The sequence below is a fragment of the Bacillus sp. JJ675 genome, assembly GCF_036963165.1.
Taxonomy (GTDB): Bacteria; Bacillota; Bacilli; order Bacillales; family Bacillaceae; genus Bacillus; species Bacillus glycinifermentans.
Genome location: NZ_JBALMR010000079.1, coordinates 16,610 through 34,578 on the forward strand (window position 1 = coordinate 16,610; position 17,969 = coordinate 34,578).

Sequence of the window (17,969 nt, forward strand, 5' to 3'; positions counted from 1 at the left end):
GGTATACCGTAAAAAAACGATCAAGCTTTTAGTCCTGCAAATCTTTGATAACGTCCTCGAGCTTCATTCCTCTTGATGCTTTCACAAGGATGACATCTCCGGCATTCGCTTTTTCTTTCAGTTCCCGTGTCAGGCTGTCTTTATCACCGGGGCTGAAGTGAAAGACTCTGTTTTCCGGAAAATGTTGAAGCGCCCCTTTTGCAATATATTCACCGAGTTCTCCGTATGCAAATACATACTCGATCACATCCGGATCGATCGATTGCCCGATGTCTTCGTGAAAGGCTTTTTCATGTTCCCCAAGCTCAAGCATGTCGCCGAGAACGAGCAGTTTTTTGCCGTATCCGTCAAGCTGTTCGACGAGCTCGATCGCCGCCTTCATGGACGTCGGGCTCGCGTTGTAGGCATCGTTGATCACGGCAAGGCCGTCCTGCGTTTTCACAAGCTCAAGCCTCATTCCCGTTACTTTCAGCGTTTTCAGGCCCTCGGCGATGTTTGCGCGGCTGACGTTTAATAGATCGCCCGCTGCAATGGCGGCCAAGGCATTCTTGACATTATGCTTTCCGAGGACAGGGATAAAAAATCCGGTGCTGATCCCTTTGACGCGGAAAGATGCGCCTTCTTCCGTCTGCCTTGCGTCCTCAAGCTGATAATCGGCGCCAGGACCTTCTCCGAACGTTTTGGTATGGTATGGCGGATGAACGATTTTTTCAGACAGAAGAGGTTCATCCCCGATATAAATGAGCGTGCCGTCTTTTGAAAGGCCGTTGACAATTTCGAGCTTCGCTTCGGCAATCCCTTCTCTTGAGCCGAGTTCAAGCAGATGCGATTCGCCGATATTCGTAATAACGGCAATATCCGGACGGGCAAGGCGGGTGAGAAAATCGATTTCCCCTTTTGCGCTCATTCCCATTTCAAGCACGGCGATATCGGTATCTTCCGGCATCGCAAGAATCGTAAGCGGCATGCCGATATGGTTGTTATAGTTTCCTTCTGTTTTGTGCACATTGTATTCGGTATTTAAAACGGCGTGGATCATGTCCTTCGTCGTCGTTTTCCCGTTTGATCCGGTCACGCCGATCACTTGAACATCGAGCTGATCGCGGTAAGTCTTAGCGAGTCTTTGCAGGGCTTCCAGCGTGTCATCGACAATGATGACCGCTCGTCCTTCCGGCGGATTCGGCTCATTCCGATTCCACAGAACGGCAGACACGCCGGCCTGAAAAGCCTGTTCTGCAAAAGCGTGCCCGTTGAACCGCTCGCCTGCAAGCGGAATAAATAATTGTTCTTTTTTTAGTGCTCTGGAATCTGTTGACACGCCTTTGACCAGCCGTTCGCCGAACGCTTCTTCTAGAAGTGTGCCTCCCGCCATCTCGGCGATTTCTTTTACCGTTCTCTTTATCATATGTTTTCCCTCTCTTTCTCCAGCAAGGAAAAGAGACACTATCCGCAAAAAAGATAGTGTCTTGTGCCCCTCGCCGGGATAATCTCGCGGCTTTTCAGCCTGCGTTGTTAAAATGTATATTTAATCTGCTGTTTTTCTTTATGCCGCTCAATCGCTAAATCGACGAGCTTTTCGATCAGGTCGGGATATTCGACTCCAGACTCCTTCCACAGAAGAGGAAACATGCTAAACGGCGTAAATCCGGGCATTGTGTTGACCTCATTGATCAGAATCTTTCCTTCATTCGTCAAGAAAAAGTCCGCCCTGACAAGGCCTGAACCGTCAATCGCCTGAAAAGCCCTGACCGCCATGCTGCTCATCGTGTCGTATTCGTCTTCTGATAAAGAAGCAGGAATAATCAAATCGGTATCTCCGTCTTCATATTTTGCTTTGTAGTCATAAAAGTCCTTTTTCGGAGCGATTTCGCCCGCCACCGAACATGCCGGTTCATCATTGCCAAGAACGCCGATTTCGATTTCGCGGCCGATGACGCCTTCTTCGACGACGATCTTGCGGTCATATTGGAAAGCCAGTTCAAAAGCATGATCGAGCTCTTCGCGGTTCCGGCACTTGCTGATTCCGACGCTTGAACCGAGGTTTGCCGGCTTGACAAAGCACGGATACCCAAGCTCCGCCTCCACTTTTTCATAGCTTTCTTCTTTCGCTTCATTCCATGTTTTTTTCACAAAAGACACATATTTCGCCTGATCCAGACCCGCTTGGGCAAACAGGTGCTTCATGACGACTTTATCCATTCCCGCGGAAGAAGCTAAAACCCCGTTTCCGACATAAGGAACGTTTAATAATTCCAGCATGCCCTGAATCGTGCCGTCTTCTCCGTTCGGCCCGTGCAGAAGCGGAAATACGACGTCAATCGCTTCTTCATCTGTGCCTGACTGTCCAGGGAACATGTCGCGGTTCAGCGCTGCCGGAGAAAATGTCCGCCCCGCCTGTTCAAATTGAAGCATTTTCACATTTGAAACGGGCTCTGTCAGCTGAGGGCCTCTCACCCACTCGCCTTTTTCTGTAATGTAAATCGGATGTATATCAAACTTTTCTGTATCTAACGCTTTCGTAACGGCTAATGCAGTTTGCAGGGACACGTTATGCTCCGCAGATTTTCCGCCGTATACCAATCCTAATCTTGTCTTCAATTCGTACTCCCCCCACTGGATTCATCTTTACTATCTTATCACTTTCCCGGGAAAATGATCTAATGATTTTAGAGCAGCCTGAAAAAAGCATTTATATGTAATTCCATCTCATTTTATATTAAAATGGCATTGAAAAGGAGAGATGGCAATTGAAAAAAATCACTACTGAAGCACAATTTAATGAACTCATCCAATCCGATAAAGAAATCATCGTCAAATTTTACGCAGACTGGTGCCCTGACTGCACCCGCATGAATATGTTTATCGGGGACATTCTTGACGCCTACAAGGACAACGAATGGTATGAACTGAACAGAGACGACCTTCCGGAGCTTGCAGATCAATATCAGGTTATGGGCATTCCAAGCCTTTTGATTTTCAAAAACGGAGAAAAAACCGGCCATCTTCACAGTGCCAATGCCAAAACACCTGAAGAAGTGACTGAATTTCTATCAGAACATATAAGTTAATTCGTTTCATGGCTGCTTTTTATGTCTTTTGGCATGGACAAATTCTGAGTCCATGCCTTACTGCTATCATATAAAAGACGGATCCGGACCTGTATTTGTTTCGACAAATAGTATTTCCCGGGAAACATTAGATGTCAAAAAAGTGCTTGATTCGATCATTAAATTCGGGTAGAATGTGTTTTGTTCCTATTTTGCAATTATTTTTTCTAGTTGTGTGAAGCCCTTGTCGGCTTCTTTTTTTGCGTGTTTAATTGGATAATAATTCATATTATGGTTTTTGTTCAATATTTTTTAGAGGGTGCCGCTTTACACGGCGCAAACTGGTTTTGTATAATATCATTAATTGATAATGATTATCAATATCAAATAGAATCTGTGTGAGGTGAAGATATGTGCCCCCACAAATGGAAGAAAGAAAAATGCAGCTGATACAGCGGTTCATTCAGCTTGGCATATACAAAAAAGAAGAACGCCATCTTTACGAGTTGTCTTTGAACGAGCTTGAAAGCGAATACGAATCCATTAAGCTTAGAAAGGCGGACTACCATGTCAAAACGAAAGATTAAAACCTATCATCAGCTTGTCGAAGAATATAAAAAAGAAATCACCCGAAGCGAGAAGGAAATGGATATGATTTACGACCGCATCGACCGCAAGCATGAGAACAGGCTGCTTTCCGTTGCTAAAGAAAAGCGGTCATAACATTAAGCCGGACGTTTGTCCGGCTTTTCTAGTTTTCGCCAAACGCAATTCCTGCAAGCTTGGCGATTGTTGCGTCATCCATCGGCGGGTTGTGAAGCCCGGCTCTGACGTCGCGGTAATACCGCTGAAGCGGATTGTTTCCTGAAAGACTTTTCGCTCCGACGACCCGCATCGCTTTGTCGACAACAGCGATCGCTGTATTTGTGACTGCGTGTTTGACGGCCCCGAGCTCTCCGCCTAAAAGGCCGCGGCGTTTTGGATCATCATAAATGCCGGCGACATTGTACAAGAAATGGCGGGCTTTCATCAGCTCCAAATCGATTTCCCCGATATGCCGCTGAACAGCCGGCACGTCTTTGATCGGCCCTTTCAAACTGTTTGGCGAGTAGGCATTTGCAAAATCAACGGCATAATCCCGCGCCGCTTGGGCGATTCCGAGATAGACAGCCGGTATATGCAAAAGCCAGCCGTTGATTTTATCCGTCCGTTTCCCTGTTTGAAGCTCCACAAGCATTGAGTCGTCAAGGCGGACATCTTTCAGCACAAGATCGTGGCTTCCCGTTCCCCTCATCGCGATCATATCCCACGTTTCCTCAATTGACACGCCGTCTGCGTCCTTATGAATCAAAAAGACGCCGATCGCCTGCTTTTCTTCGATCCAAGCGGTGACAAGAAAATAATCAAGAACAGGGGACATCGTCGTAAAGGTTTTTCGTCCGTTTACGATCCAGCCGCCCTCATGTCTTGCGGCATTCGTACCCGGGCGTCCGCCTCTCGTCGGACTGCCGGTCTGCGCTTCGCTGGCCGCCCTGTTGATCAGCGCTCCCTTCAGCGCTTCTTGTGACACTTTCTTAAACACTTCTGGATCCCAGCTGTTTCCTTCAGCCAATTCACCCATGACGCTCAAATGCCAGCCGATGCTGAGAGCGGTCGGTCCGTCTCCCTTTGCCAGCCTTTCCTGAAACAAAAGCATGTCATACAGCGAAATGCCTTCACCGCCAAGGTTTTTCGCAACGGTCAGCGCTGTATACCCGGATTCTCGCAATTGCCGAATATTGTCTTCCGGAAAAAGAGCATGTTCATCATAATAAGCGGCCGTTTTCGCAAATTCATCAGCCAGTTTTCCGATCTTACTGAGCCATTCCTGCTGTTTTTCGTTTTTTACAAATAGTGTGCACACACGGCAACCTCCTGACATTATTCCGATCAATTTAATATGATTATAGTTTGAGAAAAGCCGATCTTGCAACCGATAACCGCCAGACAGCAAAAAAGCACGCTCTCAAGGGCGAGGCGCACTTTTCTGTTTATGCGGTTTGACCGCCGCGTCCGTCCATCTTCATTCCGAGATATATCAGCATGTATGTCAAGTACCCCATCGTGATGACGAGACCGCCGAAGAAAAAGTCGGAGAATAGCGGTTCTTCATAAGCGGCGATGCCGGCAAGCGCGATCCAGCTTGCATACAGATAGCCGATAAAAAAGCGGACGCCGTTTTTTAATTTATACAACATCAACAAACCTGCAAGCGAAAACAATCCGAGTGCAAGCCTAAAATAGACAAGGTGGTCAAAATGAAAAGCAAACGTGACAAATGAAAATGACAGCAACAGAATTATCGGTAATGCTGTAATGAATTTTCGCATCGTCTGTTCAACTCCTATTTCCTTATTATAAGGAAAATAGGAAAATTAAACTGTAGACGCGACATTTTTCACAAAAATGTCATGTCCGCCGTCACATATTTGACAAAAATCTTATATTTTCACATCCCGCTTGCAGAAGCTCCACCAGGCCACAACGATAAAAAACACAAAATGAATGATGATGATAAAGACCGAAAACAGCGGTGTCATTCCTGCAAAAACAGTTTTTGCGTGTTCGCCGTATTGCGTGAAATCGGTGTTGGCAAACAGCAAAAATTTACCCCACGGATTTTGCAAATACGCCATGATCGTGACAAGCGCTTTGGCCCCGTACAGCACGACGATCGAAACCATGATGCTGAGCGCGCTGCTTCTGAACAAGGCAGAGCATAAAAACGCAAAGGAGACCATCATAAAAACCTCAAGCCACTGTGAACCGATGATTTGCAGCGTATTGAGAAATAACGGCTTTGCCGCAGGATCAAGCTTTATGCCGAAAAAGACGAGTCCGTAAAGCAGCGAAAAGCCGTAATAGACGACAAAGAGCCAAATGCTTGCAAGGACACTTGTCAAAAATTTAGAAATGAGGATTTTTTCCCTGCTGACCGGTCGGATCAGCAGAAATTTGATCGTCTTTTTGTCGTATTCAAATGAAATAATCGAAGCTGCCACCGCAACCGAAAGCCCCTGCAGGAGTATGTTGAGGTTCGGCGCAAAGGAAAAATAGCCGATGAAATGGTCTTCAGCGCCTGCGCCCGCCAATATCCGTTTCGTTACCAGCGCAAACAGAAATTGAAACGCAGCGATCAGCACCAGCGACACAAACGTCACCCTTCGCTTCAGCAGCTTGACATGCTCATTTTTGATGAGTCTGTACATCAAAATCCCCCTCCTCTTCCATGGCGGCCGTTAACGTCATGTATTCATCCTCCAGCGACTGCTTAAACGGAGCAATCGAATATACATCGATATCGTTCATGACAAGCTGTTTATTTAAATCCAGAATTTTCCTTTTCTCGACTTTAACGGCTATGAGTCCTTTTTCCTTCCAGGCTTCATAGCCGTTCCCTTTCAGCCATTGAAGTGCTTTCTCCTCAGGCTCCACTTCCAAAAGCGCTTTTTCAAGCTTTTCTTCTGCGCCATGTAAGGTGACTGTCGATTTGACTCTTCCATTTTGAAGGATGACGACCCGATCACACAAATCTTCGACTTCCTTCAACAAGTGCGTTGCAAACAAGATGACGGTTCCTTCCTCTTTGGCCAGCTCGCGAAGGTGGCCGCGGAAATCTTTCATTCCCGCAGGATCGAGACCGTTTGTCGGTTCGTCCAATATCAGCAGCTTCGGACGGTGTAGGATCGCCTGGGCAATCCCGAGGCGCTGCCTCATGCCGAGCGAGTATGTTTTGACTTTATCATCGATTGCATCTCCAAGGCCGACGCGTTCGACCACCTCATCGAGCCGCTCCTGAGCGATATCTTTGTGCATATTTGCATAATGTATGAGATTTTCATAGCCTGTGAGGTACGGATAAAATTCCGGGTTTTCCACGATCGCACCCACGGCCTGAATCGCCTTTTCGAATTGGCGGTCAATCGGAAAACCGTTAATGATGATCGACCCGCTGCTCTGTTTGATCAAACCGGTCATCAATTTGATAAGGGTCGTTTTTCCGGAACCGTTCGGACCAAGCAGGCCGATGATTTCCCCCTTGTCCGCCTCGAGATTGATGTTTTTCAGGATCGTCTTGCCGTCAATGATCTTATCGACGCCTTCTATATGTAAAACAGGTGTCATGGAGGCCCCTCCTTTAGTACCAAAAATAAACAGTGCCAAAAGGCACTGTTTGATTATAGCATTTTTCACCGTGTTACACAGACACTTCCGGATGCGGCGCTTCGATATTGCCGTGCTTTTTCTCGGTCTCGGTGACAATGACGGCGCATGCAGCATCTCCCGTCGTGTTGACGGCCGTTCTGACCATATCCAAAAGTCGGTCAATTCCCAAAATTAAGGCAATTCCGGCGACAGGAAGGTTTACAGATTGAAGCACCATCGCCAACATGATCAGGCCGACACCCGGGACTCCCGCCGTTCCGATGCTGGCCAGCACGGCTGTTAAAACGACCATTAACAGCTGCGGAATCGTCAGTTCGACTCCGTAGACCTGGGCGATAAAGATCGTCGCTACCCCTTGCATGATCGCCGTCCCATCCATATTGATCGTCGCTCCGAGCGGCTGAACGAAACTGCTGATCGGCTCCGGCACTTTCAGTTTTCTTTGAGCCACATCCATGGAAACTGGAAGCGTCGCATTGCTGCTTGACGTACTGAACGCTACGATCATCACTTCTGAGAAGTCCTTAAAAAATGTAATTGGATTCCGCTTTGCAAATAATGCAATCGTCGAACCGTAAGTGACGATCGTGTGTATAACAAGCGCCAATATGACAACGATCATGTACAGTCCCATCGCTTTGATCGCGTTCCATCCCTGGCTGCCGATTGCCGTCGCGATCAAACCGAACGTCCCGTACGGCGCGAATTTCATCACAAGGTTGACGAGATACATCATCAATTCGTTGCCTTGCTCAACCACTTTTAGGAGAGCGTCGGCTTTTTTCCCGAGCATCGTAATGCCGAGTCCGACCAGGATCGAGAAAGCGATGATCTGCAGCATATTTCCCTCAGCCATCGCCTGAACCGGATTCGTCGGAATGATGTTCAACAGCGTATCCGCAATGCTCGGTGCTTCCTCGGCCTTATATTGCGCGGAGCTCGTATCGTAGCTTCCGATTTCACCGGGCTTAATGATCAAAGCCAAAATAAGTCCGATGATGATGGCGACCGCTGTTGTCGATAAAAAGTACGCGATCGTTTTCGCACCGATTCTGCCGAGTTTTTTCGGATCTCCAAGACCGGCTACCCCTAAAGTCAGAGAAAAGAATACAATCGGGACGACCAGCATCTTAATGAGGTTTAAGAAAATGGTCCCAAGCGGCCCGAATACAAACGTGTTAAGCTTCGAGAACAGGTCCGGCGACGTAACGTTCAGCACAATGCCGACGACAGCACCAAGGATCAAACCAATGATAATTTTCGTTGCCAACTTCAATAAAATCCTCCCCTTTCTGAACAAAAAAGCCCATGAGAGAGGTCTCCCATGGACTTTTACAATTCCGTTTGGTTCCACATGGCTCTCTTCACGTCGATGGGGTTAGCTGACGGGTTCGGACGAAGAGATGTCCGTTTTTCCGCTAAAACGGAAAAATTCACCCCAAAAGATCGGGTCCCCCACCCCTACTAAAGGATTAAACGCGTGGCGTTATTTCGTTATATTACATTTATACCTGATAATTCGAAATATGTAAATAACCTATTTCGTTTTACAATTTATTACTTATCCTTAGGCTTCACGGCCTGCTTTTCGTCCTGGTTTGTCACATCGAGAACATCAAGCAGGAACACAAAAATCGGAATCCCGATAATCAGGCCCCAAATGCCCATGAAATGCTCGGAAAAAATCAGCACGATAAACGTGAAGAATATCGGCAGTTCGGTCTTGGCTGACATCAATTTCGGATTGAGGAAGTATGTTTCAATCGCATGAACGATCAAGATGACGAGCACTAAGGAGACGATGTATGCCATTCCTCCGATACTGTAGGCTATGAAACTTAAAGGAATAAGAGAAATCACAACGCCGGCGACAGGAACCAATCCGAGGAAAAATACCATGACCGCAAGGCCGAAAAGCTGAGGAAAACCCATGATTCCGAGGGCAATGGTCGTTAACGCGCAGTTCACGGAAGCGATGATGAACTGAGCTTCAAGCACCTTGCCGAACGTTCGCGTAAACTTCTTTCCGAAAAACGCAATCTCCTCATAAAAAACAGCGACTTTGCTCGTTTTGAATTTATCCATCAATTTCATGACTTTATCTTTTTCTATCAAGAAAAACATACTGAGAATTAAGGACATAATCACCTGGATGCTGAATGTGCCGATGTCCGTGATATATGTATAGATAAAGTTAAGCCCTTTTTCCAAATATGATGTCAGGTTGATATCCCCGAACATGCCGGTGACCATATCGAGAAAAGGAATGCTGTCTGGATGAGAAGCGATATATTTGCCCTGTTTAATCAGCTGCTGAATCTGCTTGACGATAACGGGATAGTACACCGCCCCGCCGATCGAAAGACCAAGGACAAGCGCAGCGTATAAACAGGATATAATCAGCCTTTGGCTGACTTTGATAAAACGGTTTAAAAAACTTCTGATCACATTTTCCAAACGATTCATTAAAAACGTAAAAATAAATGTGAGCAGTATCAAATTCATCATGCTGCGGAAAAAGTATAAGATCCCCGCTAAAACAACAAAAACAAAAAAGCGCCTGACCCCAGGATGCTGAAAAAATTTAATCAACGCTGCCATTCGTGCACACTCCCACCAGTACTTTAGTCCTTAACTTTTAGCATATTCACGCTGTATATTTATAAGATGATGTATCATCTGTAAATTATATAACAAAAAAGCGCAGAAATCTCTTTCTGCGGCTTAAATAAATCTTAAAAAATTTTATTTTTCAAAACGTTTTTTGAATGCGAAAGGCGCCGGTTCTCCGGCGCCCCTTTTCTTAAACGGCAGTCTTCATCTTTTTCATCTGAGATACGGCTTCCATGCTTTTTTCTTCATCGAATTCTTTCTCGCTTTTTGCTACCACGATAGTCGCGATTCCATTTCCGATCAGATTGACGATCGCCCTTCCTTCGCTCATAAAGCGATCGACCCCGAGCAGGAGTGCCAGGCCTTCAAGCGGAATGACCTGAAGGGCGGAAAGGGTTGACGCCAGTACGATAAATCCGCTTCCGGTCACGCCCGCAGCTCCTTTTGACGTCAGCATCAAGACGAGAATGATCGTAATCTGCTGGCCGATCGATAAATCGATGCCAAATACTTGCGCAAGGAAGACAACGGCCATCGATAAATAGATGGAAGTGCCGTCAAGGTTAAAGGAGTAGCCCGTCGGAATGACGAGGCCGACCACCGACTTCGAGCAGCCGTAGCGCTCCATCTTATCCATCATTCGCGGAAGCACGGATTCAGAGGAGCTTGTGCCGAGAACGATCAGCAGCTCGTCTTTAATAAAGCGCAAATAATTCCATAAACTAAAACCGTACATTCTGCAAATAATGTTCAATACGACAAACACGAATATAAACATCGTCAAGTAAACGGACAGCATCAGCTTTGCCAGCGGCTGCATGGATGCGAGCCCGAAATGTCCGATTGTATAGGCAATGGCGCCGAATGCACCGATCGGGGCAGCCCTCATAATATAGCCGATAATTTTGAAGAAAACCTGTGATAATTTATCAAAAAAATCGATGATGCTCTGCCCTTTTTTCCCCAATGCAGCAAGGCCGGTTCCGAAAAGAATGGAGAAAAATAGCACTTGCAGAATATCCCCTTTTGCAAAAGCGTCGACCATATTTGACGGCACGATGTGCGTGACGAATTCCACCCAGTCTATGCCCTGGCCGCCGTTTTGGGTGTATTGCGAGACATCCCCTTTTTCAAGCTTGCTGTAATCAAGGCCGGCCCCCGGTTTAATGAGGTTGACGACAAAGAGCCCGACAATGAGCGCAAGCGTTGTCACCACTTCAAAATAAATGAATGCCTTCCCTCCGACTTTGCCGACCTTTTTCATATCCCCCATTTTGGCAATGCCGAGGACAATCGTGAAGAAAATGATCGGTGCAATGACCATCTTCACGGCATTGATAAATGTATCACCAAGCGGTTTCATTTGTTTCCCGGCGTCAGGCCACAGGACGCCGACCAATACCCCTAGCAAAACCGCGGTGATGACTTGAAACGTCAAGTTTTTCAACAGTTTTGACAGCTTCATGTTCTCATCCCCCGTTTCGTTGAAAGCTGCTTAAGACTTTCTTACCATAATGGTAGCGCTTTCAACTGAATGAGAGAAGATTATGGTCATATCGGACATTTTGGTCTTTTTGGTCACGGATTTAATATGTTGCGATATAGCGGTTGACAGGACGGCCTATGCCGCCATATTGGATATCCAGCTTAACCCTCCCTTCTTTTTCCAAAAAGTCCAAGTACCGTCTCGCCGTCACCCTTGCGATGCCGAGCGCGTTTGCGACCTCTTCGGCGGAGTTCGGCTCTGTCTGCCGATTCATATATGCCATTATTTCCTTCAGTGTGAACATATTCAGCCCTTTTGGCAGCTCTTTGACCGGCTCCCTTTCGCCGCTGATATTCAGCATCGCATCAAGCTTTTCCTGCGAAAATGTCTCCGTCTCATGAAGCTTTTGCTTAAATAGTTTGTATTTTTCCAAAGACTTCCTGATTCTTTCCATTTTAAATGGCTTTAAAATGTAGTCGACCGCTCCGTTTTGCAGCATAAGGGCGATCGTTTCTTTATCCTTTGCCGCCGTGACGACGATGCAATCCGTCTCCAGTTTTTGCTTCCTGATCTCCTGCAGCGTTTTGATCCCGTCCTTTTTCGGCATATATACATCCAAAATCACGAGATCCGGCCGCACCTCTTTGATCAGCCTGATCCCTTCTTCGCCGTTTCCCGCCAGAGCCGCAACTTCAAAACCGCTGACGCCTGAGATAAACTCTTTATTTACCTCCTGAACCATCGGATCATCCTCGATCAGCAAAACACGAATGACATCTTTAGCCGTCATATTGGTCCCCCCCTTTATTCCATTGGAATCAAAATTGAAAACGATGTTCCCTGCCCCGGGTATGATGCTGCGTCGATCTGTCCCATCCCTTTGTCGACGATTTGCTTCACTAAGTAAAGTCCGTACCCCGTTCCGTCCTCTTTATTCATTGTAAATCCCTTTTCATAAATACGGGGAAGATATGCTTCTTCCATTCCGCAGCCGTTGTCTTCTATTAAAATCGCCAGCACGTCCTCAGACTGTTCAATGCTGATATCGATCCGTTTCTCTTCCCTTGAAACAGATTCAAAGGAAGCGAAGGCATTCTCGATTAAATTTCCGAGCAGTACGACGATATCATGCTGGTCGATTTTCTTTGGAAAGCGGCGGAGGCTGCTGTTGGCATCGATGTTGACGCTGATGCCGAGCTCTTTTCCCCTCGTGATTTTGCTTAACAGCAGGCCTGCCGCCGCGTCGTTTTGAATCGCTTTGTTTAAAAAACGCGATGCATGTTCCTGTTCCGTCGTCGCCTGAAAAGCCAAATCAAGCGCCTGATCCGCTTTTCCCAATTGAATCAGGCCGGCGATAGTGTGAAGCTTGTTCATATGCTCGTGATTTTGCACCCTCAGCGCATCGATAAAGTTTTTCACGCCTGTCAGCTCTTCGGCAAGTTTCGCAGCTTCTGTCCGGTCCTGAAAAATCGCGACGGCACCGATCACCTTTTTCTTCATGACGATCGGAATCCGGCTGCTCATGATCACTTTTCCGCTGACCTGAATTTCCTCATTGTAAACGGGCCGGTTTTGATCAACGATCTCAGGAAGCCGCGTATCTGCTAATACATCGAAGATCAGCCGTCCGACGACGTCTCCTCTCACATTGAAAATCCGTTTTGCCTTTTCGTTAAAAATCGTAATGATGTATTGATTGTCAATCGCGATGACGCCTTCATTGATCGAATGGAAGGTGGCCGTCCGTTCCTCAAGCATTCTGACGATCTCATGGGGCTCCATCTTGAACATTTGCTTTTTGATATGCCTGGCCAATAAAAACGAGCCGACAAGCCCAAAAATCAACGTCAAAAAGACGACGGCCAAAATATCTTTCTTTAAATCTGCTAAGATATCGGCAATGCCCGGCAATGTCCTGCCGACGAGCACGACGCCGATCTGGTTCAGGTTTTCATCCTTGACCGGATAAAACGCGCGAACGGCAGGACCAAGCTCGCCCTCCGCTTCTGAGAAATAAATATGCTCGGCAAACGCCGCTTCCTCATCTTCTCCCAATGATCGCTTCCCGATCGCCCCTGAGACGGGATGCGAATAGCGGATATGGTTCATGTCCATGACAACGATATAATCCGCTTCATTAATGATCCGTATATCTTCAACAACATCGTTGAGAGAACGGGGAACAGAATGCTCCAAAGCACTCTTGACGTCAGAGAGCTCTGCGACCGTTCTCGCCGTGTTCATCAGCCTTTTTTTCAATTCGCGTTCTTCCGTCTGCTGAATGTTTCCGATTAAGACGATGCCGCCGATAATCAAGGAGAAAATCACAACCAAATACGATAAAATCGTAATTTTCCAGCGGATCGATATCCGATTGATTTTCATTTTTTCCTCCTTCATGGAAAACCTTCATCTTTACGAGCCGTCACCTGAAACAGTATGCTTATCATAGCGGACTTTAGAAAGAGGAGGTTTTAAATGAAAAGCTTGCTTGCATTTTTAAGTATGCTTGTGTTCGGTATTGCAACCGCTTTATATATAGGCTTTCATGACAATTTCCCCAGCCGTGACCGCATATACGACGATGAGCAGGAGGGGCTGAAAGAGCTGGTTGTGTTCAAGTTCAGCCATGTCGTTGCGGAAAATACGCCGAAAGGGCTCGCCGCAAAAAAGTTCGCCCAATTGGTTAATGAAAAATCAGATGGAAAAATAAAAATTGAGGTTTTTCCAAACGGAAGCCTCTATTCCGATATTGAAGAAATCAAAGCCTTAAAAGAAGGCGATGTTCAGTTTATCGCGCCTTCGACATCAAAGCTCGGCATGCTTTCACCCGATTGGTTTGTTTTGGATCTGCCTTACGCCTTTGCGGATTATGATGCAGTGAGAGAAGGCCTGCACGGGAAAATCGGAGAACAGCTGTTTGCATCGCTGGAAAAAGACCGGATCAAAGGCCTTGCCTATTGGACAAACGGCTTTAAGCAGATTACCTCCAACAAAGGCCCGGTCAAAAACCCGGATGACCTGAAAGGCCAAACTTTGCGCATCATGCAGAGCGATGTCATCGAGGATCAGTTTAAGCTGCTTCAGGCGAAAGGCCGGCAGGATTCCTTCAATTCCACCTTTCAGCTTCTCGAATCGAAAAAAGTCGACGGAGAAGAAAACACGATTTCAAACATCTATTCTAAAAAATTTTATAATGTCCAAAACTATATGACAATAAGCAATCACGGATACCTCGGCTATGCCGTCATGACGGATCAGACATGGTGGAACAGCCTGCCAAAGGAGACGAAGCGGATTTTATCAGAGGCGATGAAGGAGACGACCGAATGGAATGAAAAGCACGCCGCCGAGATGAACAAAGATCAGCTTCAACAAATCAGGAAGCATTCGCCCATCCTCATCCATGAGTTAACGGATGAGGAGCGAAAAGCATGGATGAAGCGGCTCGATCCCGTCTACGATCAATACAAGCCGATCATCGGGGAACACCTGATTCAACAGGTAAGAGACTTACAGAAAAAACACTTCACGTCAAACGGGCAGTAAAAAAGAGAAGGACTCGAGTCCTTCTCTTTTTCTTGTCAACCGCTTCTTCTTTGGCGTCGCCTTTTTCACCGATCTCCCGGTAAAATTCTTTATCGTGGTTTTTGCTTGTTGCTTCTCCGCCTTTTCGGCCTGCTTCCTCGCGGCTCATTTTGTGATCATTGTTGTTTGCCATTTTGAATTCCTCCTTTTGAAGTGTTTGGTTTATACATTCCACATCTGAAAAAGAGTAAACAAAAATAGCACATTCGGACGGAGAGCCGGAGAATATTCTGGCTCGTTCACGACCTGCCGTCGACCGTCCATCCAGGTTCAGGTACCGTGCAATTGCTTTTCAATGCCTGATTGATCTCTGCGGCGCCTTCGATGAGCGTAACTTCGATTGCATGAAACATGCCCGTCTGATTCGTTTTTGCAAAGATCGCATCATGGTCATGCTCCATAAAATTCAAATAATCGTGTTTCGACTCCCACAGCGCCATGATCACGGCCTCCCATCCGTCTTCAGACTGCCGAAAGCCGCCCCATTGCCTGATGAAGCCTTTTGCGTTTTGAAGCGGGCTCCATTTCGCCTGCGCTTCGCTGAACGGCTGTTTATGCAGTTCATCTGTTTTGCAGCAAATCAGCTTCAGCACATTTCCTTCGTTAAACATCACGGTTTCCGCGCTCGTTTGTTCCATACACAGATTGACGGTCCTTGCGTTTGCGCGGGTCCGATGAATCACGCCTTTCGGAATGAGCAGCGTATCCTTCGGCTGCAGCACCTCTGTGCCGCAGTCCTTAAAGTCGATGAGAAGCTCCCCCTCCAATACGATAAACAGCTCATCTGAATCGGGGTGGAAATGCCACATGTACTCGCCCTCCAAGACCGCAATCCGCAAGCAGTGGTCGTTCACCTCCGAAACGATGGAATTGGCATATTTTTCCTCAATCCCCTTCGTCAAAGAGGAAAAATTCATTTTGTTCATCTGTTTCACCTTTCGAATTTGACATTCTTTTCAACTTATTTTACCATTTGACTTTTGTGCATTCGCCTTTTAAAGTGTTGAATATTGATGAAAAAAGGAGTTTATCGAATGATGCAAACACAAAACGGAAAAGCCTACGGGCTTTTGCCGCTCTTCTTATTTGTCTGTTTATTCGTAGGATCAGGGCTTATCACCGGCGATTTCTACAGCCTGCCGATCGTTTGCGCCGCCCTGATCGCAGCGGTTTTTTCACTCGCGATGAACCGAAAAGAGACGCTGAACCAAAAGATGGAGCGGTTCGCAAAAGGGGCGGGGCACCCCGATATTATGATCATGATTATGATCTTCATTTTAGCCGGGGCTTTTTCTTCGGCGACGAAAGCGATGGGAGCGGTCGATTCGACCGTGCATCTGGCGCTGTCTTTCATTCCTGGGCAGTTCATGGTCGCGGGTCTGTTTGTCATCGCCGCTTTCATTTCGATTTCCCTGGGGACTTCGATGGGAACGATAGCGGCTCTTGCTCCGATCGGCGCAGGGATAAGCGGAGAAATCGGGATTTCCGCCTCGCTCACGGCGGCTGCTGTCGTCGGGGGAGCGATGTTCGGCGATAACTTGTCCTTTATATCTGACACGACAATCGCGGCAGTCCGCACGCAAAAAACGAAAATGACCGACAAGTTCAAAACGAATTTTCTGATCATCCTGCCCGCCGCCGTTATCACGATTATCCTATTTATGATCTTCACTTCGGGAGGCCATCCCGGGGTTCAGTCAGAATCATACAGCTTGGTGAAGGTGCTTCCGTATCTCTGTGTGCTGATTTTTGCGCTTCTCGGGTTTAACGTGATGGCCGTCATCCTCGCCGGAATCGTTTTGGCCGGAATCATCGGAATCGCCGACGGCAGCCTGACCGTACACACCTATTTGACAGCCGTCACCGAAGGAATCAGCGGCATGTCCGAGCTGATTATCTTATCCCTTTTGATCGGCGGAATGGCGGAAATGATGAAGCGAAACGGCGGAATCGCCTTCCTGCTTGGCTTCGTGTCCCGCCGGATTCGGTCGAAAAAAGGCGCGGAAGCCGGAATTGCCGGGATTGTCAGCGCCACAAACCTGGCCACGGCCAACAACACGATCGCAATTATCACATCCGGTCCTCTTGCCAAAGATTTGTCAGATCAATACGGTATTGATCGTCGTAAGTCGGCGAGCATCCTTGATATTTTCTCATGTGCGGTTCAAGGGCTGATTCCGTATGGCGCCCAGCTCTTGTCAGCGGCGCAGATTGCGAAAATATCGCCGATCAGCGTCCTTCCTTATTCCTATTATCCGATTTTAATCGGCGTTTGCGGGATCTGTGCGATTATATTCGGTTTACCAAGATTTACGGAACGGAAAAGCTGACGAGCATAAGCCCTCAAGTATGAGGGCTTCATTTTTTTTCTTTGTATGTACCATCTTGATAGACTTTGTATAATCCAACTGTCCCGCTGCCGCCGTTTTTCCGTAATGACTTTGATGTTAATGCAACTGTATAGAAAGAACCATTGCCGTCCGTCTGCAAATCTCCCCCCATATCATCAAATACGATATCATCCTGGTTTTCCATTTTTAATTTACTTTTTAAGTGCTCAATTGCAGAACTTCCGGAAGTAATGTCAGTGCGATTGGATTGTGAGGAGCTCGATTTTTGATCATCTGAGTCCGTATCTCCGTTCTTTTTTGATGATGCCGGCGATTTCTGATCGCCGCTGCCGTTTGCTGATGATGTTGAGGAGCTTTGATCATCGCTGTTTGTTATTGTCTGATGATCCCCCGAATTTGAATCGCCTGTTGAAGCATTCTGTTTTTGATCGGTATTAGAAGAATTTGTTTCAGAAGAATTTGTTTTAGCACCTGTATGTTCTGATGATGTCGAAGTCGCCGAATGACTGCTGCATCCCGCTGCCATGACCAAAAACACAGCCGGCAAAGCGAAAGACACGATTTTTTTCACAAATTTCCCCTCCTTCCCCTTATCATTTTATAACCCGGCTGTCATATAGGGCAATCGGAATAAACATGAATATAAAAAACCCGCGAAGAATGATCTGCACCCTGTCA

General features: G+C 46.9%; 18 protein-coding genes, 2 pseudogenes and 1 riboswitch. Of the genes and pseudogenes, 5 read left to right on the forward strand and 15 right to left on the reverse strand.

The features are described from left to right. Positions 1 to 28 precede the first annotated feature (28 nt). Positions 29 to 1,405, reverse strand: a complete 1,377-nt coding sequence (locus tag V7126_RS19780) for a UDP-N-acetylmuramoyl-tripeptide--D-alanyl-D-alanine ligase (protein WP_046132204.1) — start codon at positions 1,403 to 1,405, stop codon at positions 29 to 31. Between the two features lie 107 nt (positions 1,406 to 1,512). Next, positions 1,513 to 2,598: a D-alanine--D-alanine ligase gene (locus tag V7126_RS19785; protein WP_046132205.1), complete on the reverse strand. Its 1,086-nt coding sequence runs from the start codon at positions 2,596 to 2,598 to the stop codon at positions 1,513 to 1,515. A gap of 149 nt (positions 2,599 to 2,747) precedes the next feature. Here V7126_RS19785 and V7126_RS19790 point away from each other — a divergent pair, with 149 nt between their 5' ends. The 3 genes from V7126_RS19790 to fbpB all read left to right on the forward strand — a co-directional run bounded on the left by V7126_RS19790 (position 2,748) and on the right by fbpB (position 3,770). Further along, positions 2,748 to 3,068: a thioredoxin family protein gene (locus tag V7126_RS19790; protein ID WP_046132206.1), complete on the forward strand. Its 321-nt coding sequence runs from the start codon at positions 2,748 to 2,750 to the stop codon at positions 3,066 to 3,068. 404 nt (positions 3,069 to 3,472) lie between these two features. Continuing rightward, complete coding sequence (locus tag V7126_RS19795) at positions 3,473 to 3,634, forward strand: Fur-regulated basic protein FbpA (RefSeq protein ID WP_046132207.1); 162 nt, start codon at positions 3,473 to 3,475, stop codon at positions 3,632 to 3,634. Beyond that, entirely contained in the window at positions 3,615 to 3,770 is a 156-nt protein-coding gene (fbpB, locus tag V7126_RS19800) for a Fur-regulated basic protein FbpB (protein ID WP_046132208.1), read from the forward strand. Before V7126_RS19795 ends, fbpB begins: the two co-directional genes overlap by 20 nt. Before the next feature lie 28 nt (positions 3,771 to 3,798). On the opposite strand, the gene V7126_RS19805 is transcribed toward fbpB, so the two are convergent. The 9 genes from V7126_RS19805 to V7126_RS19845 all read right to left on the reverse strand — a co-directional run bounded on the left by V7126_RS19805 (position 3,799) and on the right by V7126_RS19845 (position 13,737). Beyond that, positions 3,799 to 4,968, reverse strand: coding sequence for an acyl-CoA dehydrogenase family protein (locus tag V7126_RS19805; protein ID WP_046132220.1), 1,170 nt, complete (start codon positions 4,966 to 4,968; stop codon positions 3,799 to 3,801). A 109-nt stretch (positions 4,969 to 5,077) separates the two neighbouring features. Further along, positions 5,078 to 5,416 (reverse strand): hypothetical protein, encoded by a 339-nt coding sequence (locus V7126_RS19810; RefSeq protein WP_046132209.1) that lies wholly within the window; start codon positions 5,414 to 5,416, stop codon positions 5,078 to 5,080. A gap of 111 nt (positions 5,417 to 5,527) precedes the next feature. Further along, a complete protein-coding gene (locus V7126_RS19815; RefSeq protein WP_046132210.1) occupies positions 5,528 to 6,295 on the reverse strand; it encodes an ABC transporter permease in 768 nt (255 codons plus the stop codon). Further along, positions 6,273 to 7,211 (reverse strand): ABC transporter ATP-binding protein, encoded by a 939-nt coding sequence (locus tag V7126_RS19820; protein ID WP_046132211.1) that lies wholly within the window; start codon positions 7,209 to 7,211, stop codon positions 6,273 to 6,275. The genes V7126_RS19815 and V7126_RS19820 overlap by 23 nt, the downstream gene beginning before the upstream one ends. A gap of 73 nt (positions 7,212 to 7,284) precedes the next feature. Continuing rightward, positions 7,285 to 8,529 (reverse strand): dicarboxylate/amino acid:cation symporter, encoded by a 1,245-nt coding sequence (locus V7126_RS19825; RefSeq protein WP_046132212.1) that lies wholly within the window; start codon positions 8,527 to 8,529, stop codon positions 7,285 to 7,287. A gap of 77 nt (positions 8,530 to 8,606) precedes the next feature. Further along, a riboswitch (cyclic di-AMP (ydaO/yuaA leader) is annotated at positions 8,607 to 8,742 on the reverse strand. 68 nt (positions 8,743 to 8,810) lie between these two features. Then, positions 8,811 to 9,854: an AI-2E family transporter gene (locus V7126_RS19830; protein WP_046132213.1), complete on the reverse strand. Its 1,044-nt coding sequence runs from the start codon at positions 9,852 to 9,854 to the stop codon at positions 8,811 to 8,813. A gap of 202 nt (positions 9,855 to 10,056) precedes the next feature. Beyond that, positions 10,057 to 11,331 (reverse strand): C4-dicarboxylate transporter DctP, encoded by a 1,275-nt coding sequence (gene dctP, locus V7126_RS19835; protein ID WP_046132214.1) that lies wholly within the window; start codon positions 11,329 to 11,331, stop codon positions 10,057 to 10,059. A 121-nt stretch (positions 11,332 to 11,452) separates the two neighbouring features. Further along, complete coding sequence (locus V7126_RS19840) at positions 11,453 to 12,142, reverse strand: response regulator (RefSeq protein WP_046132215.1); 690 nt, start codon at positions 12,140 to 12,142, stop codon at positions 11,453 to 11,455. Positions 12,143 to 12,156: 14 nt separating this feature from the next. Then, positions 12,157 to 13,737 carry an ATP-binding protein gene (locus V7126_RS19845; protein WP_046132216.1) on the reverse strand — a complete coding sequence of 527 codons (1,581 nt, stop codon included), beginning with the start codon at positions 13,735 to 13,737 and terminating at the stop codon, positions 12,157 to 12,159. 93 nt (positions 13,738 to 13,830) lie between these two features. On the opposite strand from V7126_RS19845, the gene V7126_RS19850 reads away from it, so the two are divergent. Then, positions 13,831 to 14,901, forward strand: coding sequence for a TRAP transporter substrate-binding protein (locus tag V7126_RS19850; protein ID WP_046132217.1), 1,071 nt, complete (start codon positions 13,831 to 13,833; stop codon positions 14,899 to 14,901). Positions 14,902 to 14,929: 28 nt separating this feature from the next. Here the strand turns inward: V7126_RS19850 and V7126_RS19855 are convergent. The 3 genes and pseudogenes from V7126_RS19855 to V7126_RS19865 form a co-directional block, all read right to left on the reverse strand. Then, positions 14,930 to 15,073 (reverse strand): annotated as a pseudogene (locus V7126_RS19855) (KGG domain-containing protein); the annotation flags it as partial. Positions 15,074 to 15,179: 106 nt separating this feature from the next. Further along, complete coding sequence (locus tag V7126_RS19860) at positions 15,180 to 15,551, reverse strand: DUF4937 domain-containing protein (RefSeq protein WP_231947472.1); 372 nt, start codon at positions 15,549 to 15,551, stop codon at positions 15,180 to 15,182. Then, positions 15,540 to 15,866, reverse strand: a pseudogene (locus V7126_RS19865) (cupin domain-containing protein); the annotation flags it as partial. The pseudogene V7126_RS19865 and the gene V7126_RS19860, both read right to left, overlap by 12 nt. A 111-nt stretch (positions 15,867 to 15,977) precedes the next feature. Here V7126_RS19865 and V7126_RS19870 point away from each other — a divergent pair. Then, on the forward strand, positions 15,978 to 17,270 hold the full coding sequence (locus V7126_RS19870) for a Na+/H+ antiporter NhaC family protein (protein WP_175077604.1): 1,293 nt from the start codon (positions 15,978 to 15,980) through the stop codon (positions 17,268 to 17,270). 28 nt (positions 17,271 to 17,298) lie between these two features. On the opposite strand, the gene V7126_RS19875 is transcribed toward V7126_RS19870, so the two are convergent. Beyond that, complete coding sequence (locus V7126_RS19875; RefSeq protein ID WP_335498524.1) at positions 17,299 to 17,862, reverse strand: hypothetical protein; 564 nt, start codon at positions 17,860 to 17,862, stop codon at positions 17,299 to 17,301. Positions 17,863 to 17,969 lie beyond the last annotated feature (107 nt).

Bases quoted from the DNA above. Each gene is read 5' to 3' on its own strand.
- V7126_RS19780 (WP_046132204.1), bottom strand. From the start codon at position 1,405: ATGATAAAGAGAACGGTAAAAGAAATCGCCGAGATGGCGGGAGGCACA.
- V7126_RS19795 (WP_046132207.1), top strand. From the start codon at position 3,473: ATGGAAGAAAGAAAAATGCAGCTGATACAGCGGTTCATTCAGCTTGGC.
- fbpB (WP_046132208.1), top strand. From the start codon at position 3,615: ATGTCAAAACGAAAGATTAAAACCTATCATCAGCTTGTCGAAGAATAT.
- V7126_RS19805 (WP_046132220.1), bottom strand. From the start codon at position 4,968: ATGTCAGGAGGTTGCCGTGTGTGCACACTATTTGTAAAAAACGAAAAA.
- V7126_RS19810 (WP_046132209.1), bottom strand. From the start codon at position 5,416: ATGCGAAAATTCATTACAGCATTACCGATAATTCTGTTGCTGTCATTT.
- V7126_RS19815 (WP_046132210.1), bottom strand. From the start codon at position 6,295: ATGTACAGACTCATCAAAAATGAGCATGTCAAGCTGCTGAAGCGAAGG.
- V7126_RS19820 (WP_046132211.1), bottom strand. From the start codon at position 7,211: ATGACACCTGTTTTACATATAGAAGGCGTCGATAAGATCATTGACGGC.
- V7126_RS19830 (WP_046132213.1), bottom strand. From the start codon at position 9,854: ATGGCAGCGTTGATTAAATTTTTTCAGCATCCTGGGGTCAGGCGCTTT.
- dctP (WP_046132214.1), bottom strand. From the start codon at position 11,331: ATGAAGCTGTCAAAACTGTTGAAAAACTTGACGTTTCAAGTCATCACC.
- V7126_RS19840 (WP_046132215.1), bottom strand. From the start codon at position 12,142: ATGACGGCTAAAGATGTCATTCGTGTTTTGCTGATCGAGGATGATCCG.
- V7126_RS19845 (WP_046132216.1), bottom strand. From the start codon at position 13,737: ATGAAAATCAATCGGATATCGATCCGCTGGAAAATTACGATTTTATCG.
- V7126_RS19850 (WP_046132217.1), top strand. From the start codon at position 13,831: ATGAAAAGCTTGCTTGCATTTTTAAGTATGCTTGTGTTCGGTATTGCA.
- V7126_RS19860 (WP_231947472.1), bottom strand. From the start codon at position 15,551: ATGTTTAACGAAGGAAATGTGCTGAAGCTGATTTGCTGCAAAACAGAT.
- V7126_RS19870 (WP_175077604.1), top strand. From the start codon at position 15,978: ATGCAAACACAAAACGGAAAAGCCTACGGGCTTTTGCCGCTCTTCTTA.